Below are 15,459 nucleotides of genomic sequence, written 5' to 3'. Positions count from 1 at the left end.
GGCTCAGACGCCCAGCAGCTGCACCTCGAAGACCAGCGTGGCGTTGGGCGGGATCACGCCGCCGGCGCCGCGCGGGCCATAGCCCAGGTGCGGCGGGATCACCAGCACGCGGGTGCCGCCCACTTTCATGCCCTGCACGCCGTCGTCCCAGCCGCGGATCACCATGCCGGCGCCCAGGTGGAAGCGGAAGGGGTCGTTGCGGTCCTTGCTGGAGTCGAACTTCCGGCCGCGGTTGTCCGGGGCGCTTTCATCGAACAGCCAGCCGGTGTAGTGCACGATCACCGGCTTGCCGGCGGTGGCCTCGGCGCCATCGCCCAAGGTGACGTCGATCATCTGCAGTTCCGGCAGCACCGGCTGCGGCAGCAGCTCCACCTCGAAGACCAGCGTGGCATTGGGCGGGATCACGCCGCCGGCGCCGCGCGCGCCGTAGCCCAGCTCGGGCGGGATGGTCAGGATGCGCTGGCCGCCCACCTTCATGCCCTGCACGCCCTCGTCCCAGCCGCGGATCACCATGCCGGCGCCCAGGTCGAACTCGAAGGCCTCGTCGCGGTCCTTGCTGGAGTCGAACTTCTTGCCGCGCTTGTCGGGGGCGTTCTCGTCGTACAGCCAGCCGGTGTAGTGCACGGTGACGCTCTGGCCGGCGGTGGCCTCGGCGCCGTCGCCGATCTTGACGTCATCGATCTGCAGGCCGCTCGGGGTGGTGCTCATGGACATCCTTGGAATGGTTCAGGCAAAGGCGGTGATCATGCCACCGAAGCACGCCACGGCCAGGCGGCCACGGCGCTGGCCAGCCAGTCGGGCAGGGCGGTGCCGGGCAGCGGCGGCAGCCCCAGCACCGTGCCCGCCGCGCGCAGCGCCGCCAGCGGGTCGGTCAGGTCCAGCGGCGCGGCGCCGTTCTGCTTGCTGAGCTTGCAGCCGTCGGCCGCCAGCACCAGCGGTGTGTGCAGGTAGACGGGCGTGGGCACGCCCAGCGCGCGCTGCAGCAGGATCTGGCGCGGCGTGTTGTCGGCCAGGTCCTCGCCGCGCACGACGTGGGTGATGCCCTGCGCGGCATCGTCCACCACCACCGCCAGCTGGTAGGCCCACAGACCGTCGGCGCGGCGCAGCACGACATCGCCCACGGCACTGGCCACGTCCTGCTGCTGGGCGCCCAGGCGGCGGTCGGTCCAGTTGATGCGGGCCGAATCACCGGTGTGCAGGCGCCAGGCGCGGCCGGTGCGGCCGGCCAGACCGCCGCGCTCGGGGCGGCAGGTGCCGGGGTAGGGCAGCTCGGCATGGCGCTCGCGCTGCAGGCCGGCGGCGGCCTGCGCGGCCTCGATGTCCTTGCGGCTGCAGGCACAGGGGTAGGCGCGGCCGGCAGCGGCCAGCGCGTCCAGCGCCTGCTGGTAGTGGGCGGCACGCGCCGATTGCCAGACCGGCGGCTCATCAGCGTGCAGGCCGCAGGCGGCCAGCTGGCGCAGGATCTCGTGGTCGGCGCCGGGCACGCAGCGGGGCGTGTCGACATCCTCGATGCGCAGCAGCCAGACGCCGCCATGCGCGCGCGCGTCCAGCCAACTGGCCAGCGCAGCCACCAGCGAGCCGGCGTGCAGCGCACCGGTGGGCGAGGGGGCGAAGCGGCCGCGGTAGATCAATCGACGTCAGAGGGCAGGCCGCAGTGGCGCTCCAGCAGGGCCCGGCGGGTGGCCGGGCTCTCCAGCTGCTGCAGCCACCATTGCAGCGCCAGGCCCTGCGGCGCCTGGCGCCGGCTGCCCACTGCGGCGGCGCGCCAGGCATAGCCCAGCCGCACCTGCCGGCGCTGGCGCTGCACGGTTTTGGCCACCAGGCGGCCGCCGCGCAGGTGGTCGCGCACCAGCGGCTCGGGCACGAAGCCGCAGCCCAGGCAGCGCAGCTGGGCCTCGATCTTGGCCTGCATGCTGGACACTGTCAGCACGTCCTGGCCCGGCAGCAGGTTCACGGTGATGGGTGACAGGCGCTGCGCCGAGTCGGCCACCGCCACCGCGCGGTGGCGCAGGATGGCGTCGTCCGGCAGCGGCTCGGGCAGGGCGGCCAGCGGGTGGTGCGGCGCCACCGCAAAGACAAAGGGCAGGTCGCCCAGCGGCGCCAGCTCGATGCCCGGCGCCGCCGATTCCAGCGGCACACCCAGCGCCAGGTCGGCCTGGCCCGAGACCAGCGCCTCCCAGGTGCCGGCCAGCACCTCGGTGCGCAGGCGCAGCCGGGTGCCGGGACCCTGCTCGGCCTCGTCCGGGCGCAGCGCGTAGAAGGCCTCGCACAGCTCCAGCAGCGTCAGGCGCGAGAGCACGCCGTCGGCCGCCACGGTCAGCTGGGTTTCCCAGCCGGTGGCCACGCGGCGCACCCGGTTGGCCACCGCGTCCATCTCGGCCAGCAGGCGCCGGCCCTCGGCCAGCAGTTCCTCGCCAGCGGCGGTGGGCTTGGCCTGGCGCGAGCGGCGGTCAAACAACAGCACGTCCAGCGCGTCTTCCAGCTGGCGCACGCTGTAGGTCAGCGCCGAGGGCACCTTGCCCAGCTCGCGCGCCGCGGCGGCAAAGCTGCCGGTGCGGGCGATCGCGTCCATCATCAGCAGCGCGTCGGGCGTCAGGGCGGTGCGGCGGTCGGGCATGGGTTCATCTTATTTGAAAGATCCCTCCAACGCGTCGCATCCCCCTGCTCGCGGCAGCGCCCTACAGTGGAGCCCACTGCACGAAAGGAGTCCCGAGATGATCACCCTGCGCCGCTCCGAAGACCGAGGCTACGCCGACCACGGCTGGCTCAAGAGCCACCACAGCTTCTCGTTCGCCGACTACCTGGACCCGGCCCACATGGGCTTGGGCAACCTGCGGGTGATCAACGAGGACCGCATCGCCCCGGGCACCGGCTTCGGCACCCATGGCCACCGCGACATGGAGATCGTCAGTGTGGTGCTCTCGGGCGAGCTGGCCCACCGCGACAGCATGGGCAACGAAAGCGCCATCCGCCCCGGCGAGATCCAGCGCATGACCGCCGGCACCGGTGTGCGCCACTCCGAGTTCAACCACGCCCAGGGCCAGACCACGCACTTCCTGCAGATCTGGCTGCTGCCCGAGGCCACCGGCCTGGCGCCCGGCTACGAGCAGAAGGCCTTCGACCCGGCCGAGCAGCGCGGCCGGCTGCAGCGCGTGGCCTCGCCCGATGCGCAGGACGGCGCGATCCGCCTGAACGCCGACGCCGCGCTGTCGCTGGGCCGCTTCGACGGCGCCGAGTCGGCCACGGTGGCGCTGAACCCGCGCCGCCTGGGCTATGTCTTCGTGGCCGAAGGCTCGGTGCAGGTCAATGGCCAGCGTCTGGGCACCGGCGACGCCGCCACGCTGGACGGCGAGCCCGAGCTGCGCCTGGATGGCGGCCAGGGCGCCATGGTGCTGGTCTTCGACCTCGCCCGATGAGGCGCTGATGGCCCGACAATCGGGCCGATGCGCATCTTCAGTGTCGACGCCCTGTCCCTGCTGCCGCTGGCCGACTGGCTGGCGCTGGCGCTGTTCTTCGTCGGCTGGGTGGGCTACGCCGCCTTCGCGCGGCGGCGTGCCGCCACCCGGCCGTCGATCCTGGGCCTGACCAACCGCGCCCGCCACGCCTGGATGCTGCGCGCCACCGCGCGCGACAACCGCGTCTTTGATGGCGTGGTCACGCAGAACCTGTCGTCCAGCCCGGCGTTCTTTGCGTCCACCACGATCCTGATCATCGGCGGCCTGCTGGCGGTGCTGGGCACCGCCGACAAGGCGGCCGAGCTGGCGCGCGAGCTGCCCTTTGCCGCCCGCACCACCGGTCTGGTGTTCGACTTCAAGCTGGTGCTGCTGACGGGCGTCTTCGTCTTCGCCTTCTTCCGCTTCACCTGGAGCATCCGCCAGTACAGCTTCGGCGCGCTGCTGCTGGCCGCCGCGCCGCAGCGCGACGAGGGCTGGACCGAGCCCGAGCGCCAGGCCTTTGCCGACCGCGCCGGCGGCATCATGGGCCTGGCCGCCGAGAGCTTCAACGACGGCCTGCGCGCCTACTACATGGCCTTTGCGGCCGTGGCCTGGTTCATCTCGCCCTGGGCTTTCATGGCCGCCACGGCCGCGATCGTCGCGCTGCTGTACCGGCGCGAGTTCCACTCCGACGTGCTGCGGCTGCTCGCCCAGCCGTGAATACGTCACTGCACATTTCGTGATGTGAGAGTGAGGCCGGTGGCGTCCGGCCGTCCTGTGGTGTTCGTCACCGAAGAGAAGGACAAATCCGGCCAGTTCTGGAAAACGCTTAATTCCATGCAGGTCCGAGCCGAAACCACGAGCGACGGGGACCCTCGGGCCGGGCTGCATGACCATTGTGCGCATCGATCCAGGGGTTCCAACCCAACACCCTGGAGTGCTCGATGGCCACCTATATCCCGAACCTGACGACGGCCCAGATTGCTGCCCTGTCGACCGCGACGATCGCGCGTCTGACCACTGAAGACTGGGCCGCCTTCTCGACCGCGCAGATCGTGGCGCTGACGACGGCGCAGATCGCGGCCATCCCGGCGGCCCGCCTGTCCGGCCTGTCGACCACCCAGATCGCGGCGATGGAGACGGCCGATGTGCGCGCCATCACCACCGCCGGCATCGCTGCGCTGACCACGGCGCAGCTCAATGCGATGACCGACGCCCAGATGGCCGCGCTGACCACGGTGCAGCTGGGCAAGCTCAGCACCACGCAGGTGGCCGCGCTGGACACCGGCAACCTGAACGCGCTGGGCACCGCGCAGTTCGCGGCGCTGAGCTCGGCGCAGATCGCCGCGCTGGGCACCGCCCAGGCCGCCGCGCTGCAGTCGGCCGATGCCGCCGCGATCAGCACCGCGTCGCTGCGCAGCCTGTCGACCGCCGCGCTGGCCGCGCTGTCCACCGACGCCATCCAGGCCATGACCACCGCCCAGTACCTGGCGCTGACCACGCGGCAGGTGGCCTCGCTGGGCACCGACCAGATCGCGGCCCTGCAGACCGCCGATCTGCGTGCGCTGACCACCGCCCAGGTGGCCGCGCTGGGCACGGCGGCTGTCGATGCCCTGACCACCGCGCAGGTGCAGGCGCTGACCACCGCCCAGGTCAATGCGCTGTCGGTGGCCCAGGCCCAGGCGCTGAACACCGACCAGATGGTGGCGCTGGCCAGCGCCCAGCTCAACGCCCTGAAGACCGCCGCGCTGGCCGGTCTGTCGTCGGACCAGCTGGCGGCCCTGGGCAGCGCCCAGTGGGCCGCGCTGGGCACCGCCAACCTCAATGCGCTGACCACCGCCCAGGTGGCCGCGATCGAAACCGATGACCTGCGGGCCCTGACCACCGCCCAGTACGCCGCGATGAGCGCCAGCCGCATCACCGCGCTGACCACCGACCAGGTGGCCGCGCTGGAGACGGCCGACCTGCGCGCCATCAGCACCCGCAACGTCATCGCCATGGGCAGCGCCCAGCTCAACGCCCTGGGCACCGCCCAGGTCGCGGCGCTGACCACCGCCCAGGTGGCGGCGCTGACCACCGGCCAGGTCGCCAACCTCGGCAGCACCCAGCTCAACGCGCTGGGCACGGCCCAGATCCAGGCCCTGACCACCGCCCAGGCCGCCGCGCTGACCACCGCCCAGGCCGCCGCGATGGAGACCGCCGACATCGCCGCGCTGACCACCGGCGCGCTGCGCGCCCTCAGCACCGCCGCCATGGTGGCGCTGGGCACCGAGGGCCTGAGCGCGCTCAGCACCGCCCAGCTGCGCCAGCTGACCACCCAGCAGACCGCCGCCCTCACCACCGCCCAGATCGCCGCGCTGTCCACCGCCCAGGTGGCCGCGCTGCAGACCGCGCAGGTCAACGCGCTGGCCACCGACCGCATCGCCGCGATGGAAACCGCCGACGTGGCGGCCCTGAGCACCGCCCAGGTGCGCGCGCTGTCGAATGCCCAGGTCGCCGCGCTGACCACCGACCAGGTGGCCGCGATGGAAGCCGCCGACCTGGCGGCGCTGAGCACCTCGCAGCTGCTGTCGCTGGGCTCGGCCCAGCTCAATGCGCTGGGCACGGCCCAGCTGGTGTCGCTGACCAGCGAACAGGTGCAAAAGCTCAGCACCGCCCAGCTGTCCGCCCTCAGCACCGACAACCTCAACGCGCTGACCACCGCCCAGTTCAGCTGGCTCAGCGCCACCCAGGCCGCCGCGCTGACCACCGCCCAGGTGGCCGCGCTGCAGACCGCCGACGTGGCCGCGCTGGCCACCGCCAGCTTCGCCGCGCTGACCACCGCCCAGGTGGCGGCACTGGGCACCGACCAGCTGGCCGCCATCACCACCGCCCAGGCCGCTGCGCTGACCACTGCCCAGGCCGCCGCGCTCGGCAGCGACCAGATCGCCGGTCTGCAGACCGTGGACCTGGCCCGCCTGAGCACCGCCGCCATCCGCGCCCTGGCCGCCGACACCGTCGCCGCGCTGGATTCCGCGCAGATCGCCGCGCTGGGCAGCGCCCAGGTCGCCGCGCTCAGCACCGCCCAGGTGGCGGCGCTGACCACCGCGCAGATCGCCGCGCTCGAGACCGCTGACCTGGTCGCCCTGGGCAGCGCCGCCGTCCGCACGTTGGACAGCAGCCAGATCGATGCCCTGACCACGGCCCAGGCCGCGGCCCTGACCACGGCCCAGCTGGCGGCCCTGAGCACCGACCAGATCGCCGCCATCGCCACCGATGACCTGCAGGCCCTGGGCACCGCCCAGTACGCGGTGCTGAGCACCGCCCAGGTCGCCGCGCTGAGCACCGACCAGGTGGCCGCGCTGCAGACCGCCGACCTGGTCAGCCTGAGCACCGCGCAGATCGCCGCCATGGGCACGGCCCAGCTCAATGCGCTGGGCACCGCCCAGTGGCAGACCCTGAGCACCGCGCAGATCGCTGCGCTGGGCACCGCCCAGGTGGCCGGTCTGTCGACCACGCAGATTGAAGCCCTGACCACCACCCAGGTGGCAGCCCTCAAGGCCAGCCAGGTGGCGGCCCTGGGCACCGATCAACTGGCCGCGCTGGAAACCGGCGACATCGCCCACCTCAGCACCGCCGCGATCGCCGGCCTGGGCACCGCCCAGGTCGCCGCGCTGGGCACCGACCAGCTGGCCGCGTTGACCACCGGTCAGGCCGCCTCGATCACCGCCACCCAGGCCGCCGCGCTGGGCACCGACCAGGTGGCCGGCTTCGAGACCGCCGACCTGGCCTCGCTGGGCACCGCCGCCGTGGCCGCGCTCACCACCGATGTGGCCGCCGCGCTGGGCACCGCCCAGGTCGCCGGCCTGAGCAGCCTGCAGGTGGCCGCGCTGACCACCGCCCAGGTCGCCGCGCTGACCACCGACCAGGTGGCCGCGCTGGAAACCGCCGACCTGCGCGCGCTGGGTACCGCTCAGATGGCCGCGCTGGGCACCGACCAGGTCGCTGCGCTGACCACCGCGCAGGCGCAGGCCCTGAGCGTCACGCAACTGCGTGCGCTGGACACCGCGCAGATCGGCGCGCTGTCCACCGACAACCTGCGTGCGCTGAGCACCGGGCAGATCGCCGGCCTGTCGACCACGCAGATCGCCGCGCTGGGCACCGAGCAGGTCGCCGCGCTGGAAACCGCCGACCTCGCCGCCCTGGCCACCACCCAGGTGGTGGCGCTGGGCACCGACCAGCTCAACGCCCTGGGCAGTGCCCAGGTGGCGGCGCTGTCCACCGTGCAGGTGGCCGCGCTCACCACGGCGCAGGTCGCCGGCCTGAGCACCGACACCCTCAATGCGCTGGGCACCGAGCAGTTCGCCACGCTCAGCGCCACCCAGGCCGCCGCGCTGACCACCGCCCAGGTGGCCACGCTCGAAACCGCCGACGTCGCCGCGCTGAAGGTGGCCACGCTGCGCGCGCTGGACACCGCCCAGATCGCCGCGCTGTCCACCCAGGCCGTGCAGGCCCTGACCACCGCCCAGGCCGCCCAGCTGACCACTGCCCAGGTGGCCGCGCTGACCACCGGCCAGGTCGCCGCGCTGGAAACCGCCGACCTGGCGGCGCTCAGCACACAGCAGATCGTGCGCCTGGGCAGCGACCAGCTCAACGCCCTGGACAGCACCCAGCTGGCCGCGCTCAGCACGGTGCAGACCGCCGCGCTGACCACCGCCCAGCTGGCCGCCATGGACACCGCGCACCTCAATGCGCTGACCACCACCCAGTTCGCGGCGATGAGCGCGCTTCAGGCCGCCGCGCTGACCACCGCCCAGATCGCCGCGCTGGAAACCGCTGACTTCGCCGCGCTGGGCACCGCCGCGCTGCGCCAGCTCAGCACCGCCCAGATCGCCGCGCTGACCACCGAGGCCATCGCCGTGCTGACCAACGGCCAGGCCGCCGCGCTGTCGTCTGTGCAGTCGGCCGCGCTGGGCAGCGACCAGGTCGCCGCGCTGACCACCGCCGCGGCCTCCCGCCTGACCACCGCCGCGCTGGCCGCGCTGCAGACCGACGCGCTGGCCGCGCTGGGCACCGCCCAGGTCGCCGCGCTGGGCTCGGCCCAGGTGGCCTCGCTGACCAGCACCCAGATCGCCGGCCTGACCACCGACCAGATCCAGGCCCTGGAAACCGCTGACCTGCAGGCCCTGGGCAACGCCGCCATCGGCGCGCTGACCACCGACCAGATCGCCGCGCTGACCGACAGCCAGGTCACCGCGCTGGCCACCCAGCAGGTGGCCCACCTGTCCACCGACCAGATCCAGGCCCTGGGCACCAGCCACATCGTGGCCCTGGGCACCGCCCAGGCGCTGGCGCTGACCACCGCCCAGCTGGCCGCGCTGACCACCGAGCAGGTGGCCGCGCTGGAAACCGCCGACCTGCGCGCCATCGGCCGCACCGGCCTGGTGGCGCTGGACACCGACCAGGTCAATGCCCTGTCCACCGACCAGATCGCCGCGCTGACGACGGCCCAGGTGGCCGGCCTGACCACCGACCAGATCGCCGCGCTGGACACCAGCCTGCTCAACGCCCTGACCACCGCCCAGGTGGGCGCGCTGGGCTCGGCCCAGGTGGCCGCGATGGGCACCGACCAGGTGGCCGCGCTCGAGACCCAGGACCTGGCCCTGCTGAGCACCGCCGCCCTGCGTGGCCTGGACGCCGCCCGCGTGGCCGCCCTGACCACCGAGCAGGTGGCGGCGCTGACCACCGCCCAGGCCGCCTCGCTGACCACCGCCCAGGCCGCGGCCCTGACCAGCGACCAGGTCGCGGGTCTGGAAACCGCTGACCTGGTGCAGCTGGGCACCGCCCAGATCGCCGCGCTGGCCACCGCCACGCTGGCCGCGCTGGACACCGCCCAGATCGCCGCCATCACCACCGCCCAGGCCGCCGCGCTGACCACCGCGCAGATCGCCGCGCTGGGCACCGACCAGGTCCAGGCCATCGAGACCGCCGACCTGCGCACCCTGGGCAGCGCCGCGCTGCAAAGCCTGTCCACCGAGCAGATGGCCGCGCTGGGCACCGCCCAGGTGGCGGCCCTCAGCACCACCCAGCTGCGCTTTCTGGGCACCGACCAGATCGCCGCGCTGGGCACCGACCAGATCGCCGCCCTGACCACCGCCCAGGCCGCCGCCATGACGACGGCGCAGATCGCCGCGCTCGGCACCGAGCAGGCCGCCGCGCTGGAGACCGCCGACCTGGTGGCCCTGACCACCGCCCAGGTGGCCGCGCTGGGCACCGAACAGCTCAACGCCCTGGACACCACCCAGATGGCCGCGCTGCTGGCCAGCCAGGTGGCCGCCATGGGCACCGCGCAGATCGCCGGCCTGAGCACCGACAACCTGGTGGCCCTGGGCACCGCCCAGTTCGCCGCGCTGGGCAGCGCCCAGGTCGCCGCCCTGGGCACCGACCAGGCCGTGGCGCTGGAAGCCGCTGACCTGGCCGCGCTGGGCACCGCCGCGCTGCGTGGCCTGGGCACCGATCAGCTGGCCGCGCTGGGCACCGACCAGATCGCCGCCCTGACCACCGCCCAGGTGGCGGCGCTGGCCACCGGCCAGGCGGCCGCGCTGGGCAGCGAGCAGATGGCGGGCCTGAGCACCGCGCAGGTCGCGGCGCTGGGCACGGCCCAGGTGGCCGCGCTGGCCACCGAGGCCCTGGCCGCACTCGACACCGCCCAAGTGGCTGCCCTGGGCACCGCCCAGGTGGCCGCGCTGACCACCGCCCAGGTGGCGGCCCTGACCACCGACCAGGTGGCCGCACTGGAGACCGCCGACCTGCGGTCGCTGGGCACCGCCGCGCTGCAGGCCCTGAGCACCGGCCAACTGGTTGAACTGACCGCCACCCAGGTGGCGGCGCTGACCACCACCCAGGTGGCCGCCCTGACCACCGACCAGGCCGCTGCGCTGACCAGTGACCAGATCATCGCCCTGACCACTGCCCAGGCCGCGGTCATCACCGCCGGCCAGGCCGCCGCGCTGACCAGCGACCAGCTGGCCGCCTTCGAGACCGCCGACCTGGTGCAGCTGGGCACGGCCCAGGTGGCTGCGCTGAGCACCGAGGCGCTCAACGCCCTGGGCTCCGACCAGATCGGCGTGCTGACCGCCGCGCAGGTGCGCGCCCTGGGCACGGCCCAGGTGGCCGCGCTGGGCACCGACCCGCTCAACGCCCTGACCACCGCGCAGTTCGCCCAGATCAGCTCAGCCCAGCTGGCTGCGCTGTCCACCGACCAGGTCTCGGCGCTGGAAGCCGCTGACGTGGCGGCGCTCAGCACCGCCGCGCTGCGGGGCCTGGCCACCGAGCAGGTGGCGGCCCTGTCCACCGACGCCATGGCCGCGCTGACCTCGGCCCAGGCTGCGTCGCTGACCGCCACCCAGTCGGCCGCCATCGGCAGCACCCAGATCGACAGCCTGTCCACCGCGGCGCTGGCCGCGCTGAGCACCGCCGCCGTCGCCGCACTGACCACCGACACGCTGGCCGCGCTGACCACCGCCCAGGTGGCCGCGCTGGGCAACGCCCAGGTCGCCGCGCTGACCACCGACCAGGTGGCCGCACTGACCACCGACCAGATCCAGGCCATCGAGACCGCCGACCTGCGCATGCTGGGCTCGGCCGCGCTGACCGCGCTGGGCACCGACCAGGTGGCTGCGCTGACCACCGCGCAGGCCGCCGCGCTGTCCACCGCGCAACTGGTGCGTCTGTCCACCGACCAGGTGGCGGCGCTCAGCACCGACGCCATCACCGCCCTGGGCTCGGCCCAGGTGATGGCCCTGGGCACCGCCCAGGTGGCCGCGCTGACCAGCGACCAGCTGCCCTCGCTGGAGACCGATGACCTGCGTGCCATGAGCAATGCGCAGATCAACGCCCTGGGCACCGACCAGCTCAACGCCCTGGGCACCGCCCAGATGGCCGCGCTGACCGGGGGCCAGGTGGCGGCGCTGACCACCGCCCAGCTGGCCGGCCTGGACACCACCCAGCTCAACGCGCTGGGCACCGCCCAGTTCGCGGTGCTGACCACGGCCCAGGCCGCGGCCCTGACCACCGCCCAGCTGGCCGCGCTGGAGACCGCCGACCTGGCGGCCCTGAGCACCGCCGCCGTGCGGGGCCTGGGCACCGACCAGGTGGCCGCGCTGACCACCGACCAGGTGGTGGCCCTGACCACCGCCCAGGCTGGCGCGCTGAGCGCCACGCAGGTGGCCGCGCTGACGACCGACCAGATCGCCGCGCTGGAAACCGCCGACCTGCAGCGCCTGGGCGCCACCCAGATCGCCGCCATGGGCAGCGACCAGCTCAATGCCCTGGGCTCGGCCCAGGTGGCCGCGCTGACCACCACCCAGTCGGCCGCGCTGACCACCGCGCAGATCGCCGCACTCAGCACCGACACGCTGAACGCGCTGACCACCAGCCACTTCGCGCTGCTCAGCTCGGCACAGGCCGCCGCGCTGGGTTCGGACCAGGCCGCCGCGCTGGAAACCGCCGACCTGGCGGCCCTGAGCACGCTGGCGCTGCGCAGCCTGGAGACCGCGTCGGTCGCCGCGCTGACCAGCGACCAGATCATCGCGCTGACCACCGCCCAGGCGGCCGCGCTGTCCACCGCCCAGCTGGCGGCGCTCAGCACCGACCAGGTGGCGGCCCTGGAAACCGCCGACCTGCGCGCGCTGAGCGTGGCCTCGCTGCGCACGCTGTCCACTGACCAGCTCAATGCCCTGGGCTCGGCCCAGTTGGCCGCGCTGACCACCACCCAGGTGGCCGGCCTGACCACGTCGCAGATGGCCGGTCTGGACACCGCGCAACTGGCTGCGCTGACCACCGCGCAGTACGCCGCGCTGACCAGCACCCAGGCCGCCGCGCTGGACACCACGCAAGCCGCCGCGCTGGAAGCCGCGGATGTGGCCGCCCTCAGCAGCGCCACGCTCAACGCGCTGGGCACCGCCAACCTGGCCGCGCTGTCCACCGACGCCATCGCCGCCATGGGCACCGCCCAGTGGCAGACCCTGACCACCACCAACCTGGCCGCGCTGGGCACCGACCAGATGGCCGCGATCGAGACCGCCGACCTGCGTGCCTTGTCGGTCACCTCGCTGCGCGCCCTGGGTTCGGACCAGCTCAATGCGCTGACCAGCGGCCAGTGGGCCTCGCTGAGCACCACCCAGGTGGCCGGCCTGGGCACCGCGCAGCTGGCGGCGCTGTCCACCGATGCGCTGAATGCGCTGACCACCACCCAGTTCGCCGCGCTGACCGGCAGCCAGGTGGCGGCCATCGGCACCGCCCAGGCGGCGGCGCTGGACACGGCTGACCTGGCGGCGATCGAGACCACCGCGCTGCGTTCGCTGGGCACCGCTGCCTTCGCCGCGCTGACCAGCGACGAGATCACCGCGCTGACCACCGCCCAGGCCTCGGCCCTGACCAGCGCCCAGCTGGCCGCGCTGACCACCGACCAGATCGCCGGCCTGCAGACCGCCGACCTGGCGCTGATCGCCACCGCCTCGCTGGCCGCGATGGGCACCGCCACGCTGGCCGAGCTGTCCACCGCCCAGGTGGTGGCCCTGACCGGCGCCCAGGTGGCCGGCCTGACCACCGCCCAGACGGCGGCGCTGACCACCACGCAGATCCAGGCCCTGGAAACGGCCGACCTGCGCCTGATGAGCACCGCCCAGGTCAGCACCCTGGGCACCGACCAGGTGGCCGCCCTGACCACCGGCCAGGTGGCCGCGCTGACCACCACCCAGCTGCGCAGCCTGACCACCGCCCAGGTGGCGGCCATGGACACCGACGACGTGGTCGCCCTGTCCATCGCCCAGGTGGCCGCGCTGACCACCGCCCAGGTGGCCGCGCTGACGACCACGCAGGTGGCCGTCATCGAGACCGCCGACCTGGCCGCGCTGAGCACCAGCCAGTGGCAGGCCCTGGGCACCGACCAGCTCAACGCCATGGGCACCGCCCAGATGGCCGCCGTCAGCACCGCCCAGGTGTCGGCGATGAGCACTGCCCAGCTGTCGGCCCTGAGCACCGACCTGCTCAACGCGCTGGGCACCGCCGCCTACGCCAGCCTCAGCGCCACCCAGGCTGCGGCGCTGACCACCGCCCAGGTGGCCGCGCTGGAGACCCTGGATCTGCGCGCCCTGGGCAGCACCGCGCTGCGCGCCCTGAGCACCGACCAGATCGGCGCCCTGGGCACCGAGCAGGTGGCGGCCCTGACCACCGTCCAGGTGGCCGCGCTGACCACCACCCAGGTGGCCGCGCTGGACACCGACCAGTGGGTGGCCATGGGCTCGGCCCAGGTGGCCGCGCTGACCTCGGCCCAGGCCGCGGCGCTGACCACCGCGCAGATGGCCGCGTTTGACACCGCCGACCTGCCGTCGCTGGCCACCGCGTCGCTGCGCGCCCTGGGCACCGCCCAGCTGGCCGCGCTGACCACCGAGGCCGTGCTGGCCCTGACCACCGCCCAGGTGGCCGCGCTCAGCACCGCCCAGGTGGCTGGCCTGGGCACCGCCCAGATCGCCGCGCTGGAAACCGCCGACATGGCCGCGCTGGGCACCGTCAACCTGCGCGCCCTGACCACCGACCAGGTGCTGGCCCTGACCACCGCCCAGGTGGACGCGCTGACCGCCACCCAGGTGGCCGCGCTGACCACCGCCCAGGTGGATGCGCTGGACACCGCGCAGCTGGTGGCCCTGGGCACCGCCGAGATCGTGGCGCTGGGCACCGCCGGCCTGCGCGCGCTGGACACCGCGGCCATCCAGGCCCTGGAGACCCAGGACATCGTCGCGCTGACCAGCCTGCAGGCCGCAGCGCTGACGGCCACCCAGGCCGCCGCGCTCACCACCGCCCAGGTGGCGGTGATGGAAACGGCCGATCTGCAGGCACTGAGCAGCGCCGCGCTGCAGGCCATCGGCACCGAGCAGATCGACGCGCTGACCACCGCGCAGTTCGCTGCGCTGGGCACCACGCAGCTGGCCCGCCTGACCACCGAGCAGATCGCCGCGATCGCCACCGAGGACCTGCAGGCCATTGGCGCCAGCCAGTTCACCGCGCTGACCACGGCCCAGGTGGCGGCCCTCAGCACCACCCAGTTCGCCGCGCTGAGCACGGCCGAAGTGGCGGCGCTGACCACCGCCCAGGCCCATGCGCTGACCACCGACCAGATCGCCGCCTTCACCACCGAGCAGATCACCGCGCTGCACACGGCGGACATCGCCGCCATGACCAGCGACCAGGTGGCTGCCTTCGAGGCCGAGGACGTGGCCGTGATGAGCGCCGCCCAGCTTGACGCGCTGTATCTGGTCACCCCGATGGTGCTGGACCTGGACGGCAACGGCATCCAGACCGTGTCTGCGGCCCAGGGCGTGAACTTTGACCTGGCCGGCACCGGCACCACCCACCAGGTGGGCTGGGTGGGTGGCAACGACGGCCTGCTGGTGATGGACCGCAACGGTGACGGCCGCATCAACGACGGCACCGAGCTGTTCGGCACCGGCACCCGCGACGCCAACGGCCAGCACGTGGGCAACGGCTACCAGGCCATGGCCCTGGAAGACAGCAACCACGACGGCGTGCTGAACGCGGCCGATGCCCACTGGGCCAAGCTGCAGGTCTGGGTGGACGGCAACCACGACGGCGTCACCGACGCCGGCGAGCTGCGCAGCCTGGACAGCCTGGGCATCGCCAGCCTGGACCTGGCCGCGCAGAAGGGCGGCGCCGTGGACAACGGCAACCTGCTGGGCCTGGTGTCGAGCTACACCAGCACCGACGGCCAGACCCACGCCATGGCCGACGTCTGGTTCGCCAAGCAGCAGCCCGCGGCCGACAGCACCCCGCCCAGCCTGGGCGAGCTGCTGGTGGCGCCCAGCGAGGCGCTGCCCACCGCGCTGACCGAGCACGCTGCGGCCACCGCGTCGCAGCCGGCCCTGCTGGCCGCCGTCTTCCGCCCGGAGAACGACGACCTGCAGCGCCACACGCCGCTGCTCTGATCCGGCGCTGAACCGGAGAGGGCCCGCTGGCGGACAGAAGTCCG

6 protein-coding genes and 1 pseudogene are annotated in these 15,459 nt (G+C 73.7%); 3 read left to right on the top strand and 4 right to left on the bottom strand.

The features are described from left to right. Window positions 1–3: 3 nt before the first annotated feature. From KAK07_RS25500 to KAK07_RS21630, 4 genes and pseudogenes are all read right to left on the bottom strand, one after another. Window positions 4–333 (bottom strand): FKBP-type peptidyl-prolyl cis-trans isomerase, encoded by a 330-nt coding sequence (locus KAK07_RS25500; RefSeq protein ID WP_247661312.1) that lies wholly within the window; start codon window positions 331–333, stop codon window positions 4–6. A 27-nt stretch (window positions 334–360) separates the two neighbouring features. After that, window positions 361–714, bottom strand: a pseudogene (locus KAK07_RS25495) (FKBP-type peptidyl-prolyl cis-trans isomerase); the annotation flags it as partial. 29 nt (window positions 715–743) lie between these two features. After that, on the bottom strand, window positions 744–1,628 hold the full coding sequence (gene gluQRS / locus KAK07_RS21635; protein ID WP_210863237.1) for a tRNA glutamyl-Q(34) synthetase GluQRS: 885 nt from the start codon (window positions 1,626–1,628) through the stop codon (window positions 744–746). After that, window positions 1,628–2,617 (bottom strand): LysR family transcriptional regulator, encoded by a 990-nt coding sequence (locus tag KAK07_RS21630; protein WP_210863186.1) that lies wholly within the window; start codon window positions 2,615–2,617, stop codon window positions 1,628–1,630. The genes gluQRS and KAK07_RS21630 overlap by 1 nt, the downstream gene beginning before the upstream one ends. Before the next feature lie 97 nt (window positions 2,618–2,714). Between KAK07_RS21630 and KAK07_RS21625 the strand changes: the two genes are divergently transcribed. From KAK07_RS21625 to KAK07_RS25865, 3 genes are all read left to right on the top strand, one after another. Next, entirely contained in the window at window positions 2,715–3,416 is a 702-nt protein-coding gene (locus tag KAK07_RS21625) for a pirin family protein (protein WP_210863184.1), read from the top strand. Between the two features lie 27 nt (window positions 3,417–3,443). Further along, window positions 3,444–4,154: a DUF599 domain-containing protein gene (locus tag KAK07_RS21620; protein WP_210856534.1), complete on the top strand. Its 711-nt coding sequence runs from the start codon at window positions 3,444–3,446 to the stop codon at window positions 4,152–4,154. 224 nt (window positions 4,155–4,378) lie between these two features. Then, window positions 4,379–15,415: a beta strand repeat-containing protein gene (locus KAK07_RS25865; RefSeq protein ID WP_210863182.1), complete on the top strand. Its 11,037-nt coding sequence runs from the start codon at window positions 4,379–4,381 to the stop codon at window positions 15,413–15,415. Window positions 15,416–15,459: the final 44 nt, after the last annotated feature.

This window comes from Ideonella alba (assembly GCF_018069875.1).
GTDB classification, from domain to species: domain Bacteria; phylum Pseudomonadota; class Gammaproteobacteria; order Burkholderiales; family Burkholderiaceae_C; genus Ideonella; species Ideonella alba.
Note: the sequence above shows the minus strand (reverse complement) of the source record. Positions and strands in the feature narration are given on the sequence as shown.

Bases quoted from the DNA above. Each gene is read 5' to 3' on its own strand.
- KAK07_RS25500 (WP_247661312.1), bottom strand. From the start codon at position 333: ATGATCGACGTCACCTTGGGCGATGGCGCCGAGGCCACCGCCGGCAAG.
- KAK07_RS25865 (WP_210863182.1), top strand. From the start codon at position 4,379: ATGGCCACCTATATCCCGAACCTGACGACGGCCCAGATTGCTGCCCTG.
- KAK07_RS21630 (WP_210863186.1), bottom strand. From the start codon at position 2,617: ATGCCCGACCGCCGCACCGCCCTGACGCCCGACGCGCTGCTGATGATG.
- KAK07_RS21620 (WP_210856534.1), top strand. From the start codon at position 3,444: ATGCGCATCTTCAGTGTCGACGCCCTGTCCCTGCTGCCGCTGGCCGAC.
- KAK07_RS21625 (WP_210863184.1), top strand. From the start codon at position 2,715: ATGATCACCCTGCGCCGCTCCGAAGACCGAGGCTACGCCGACCACGGC.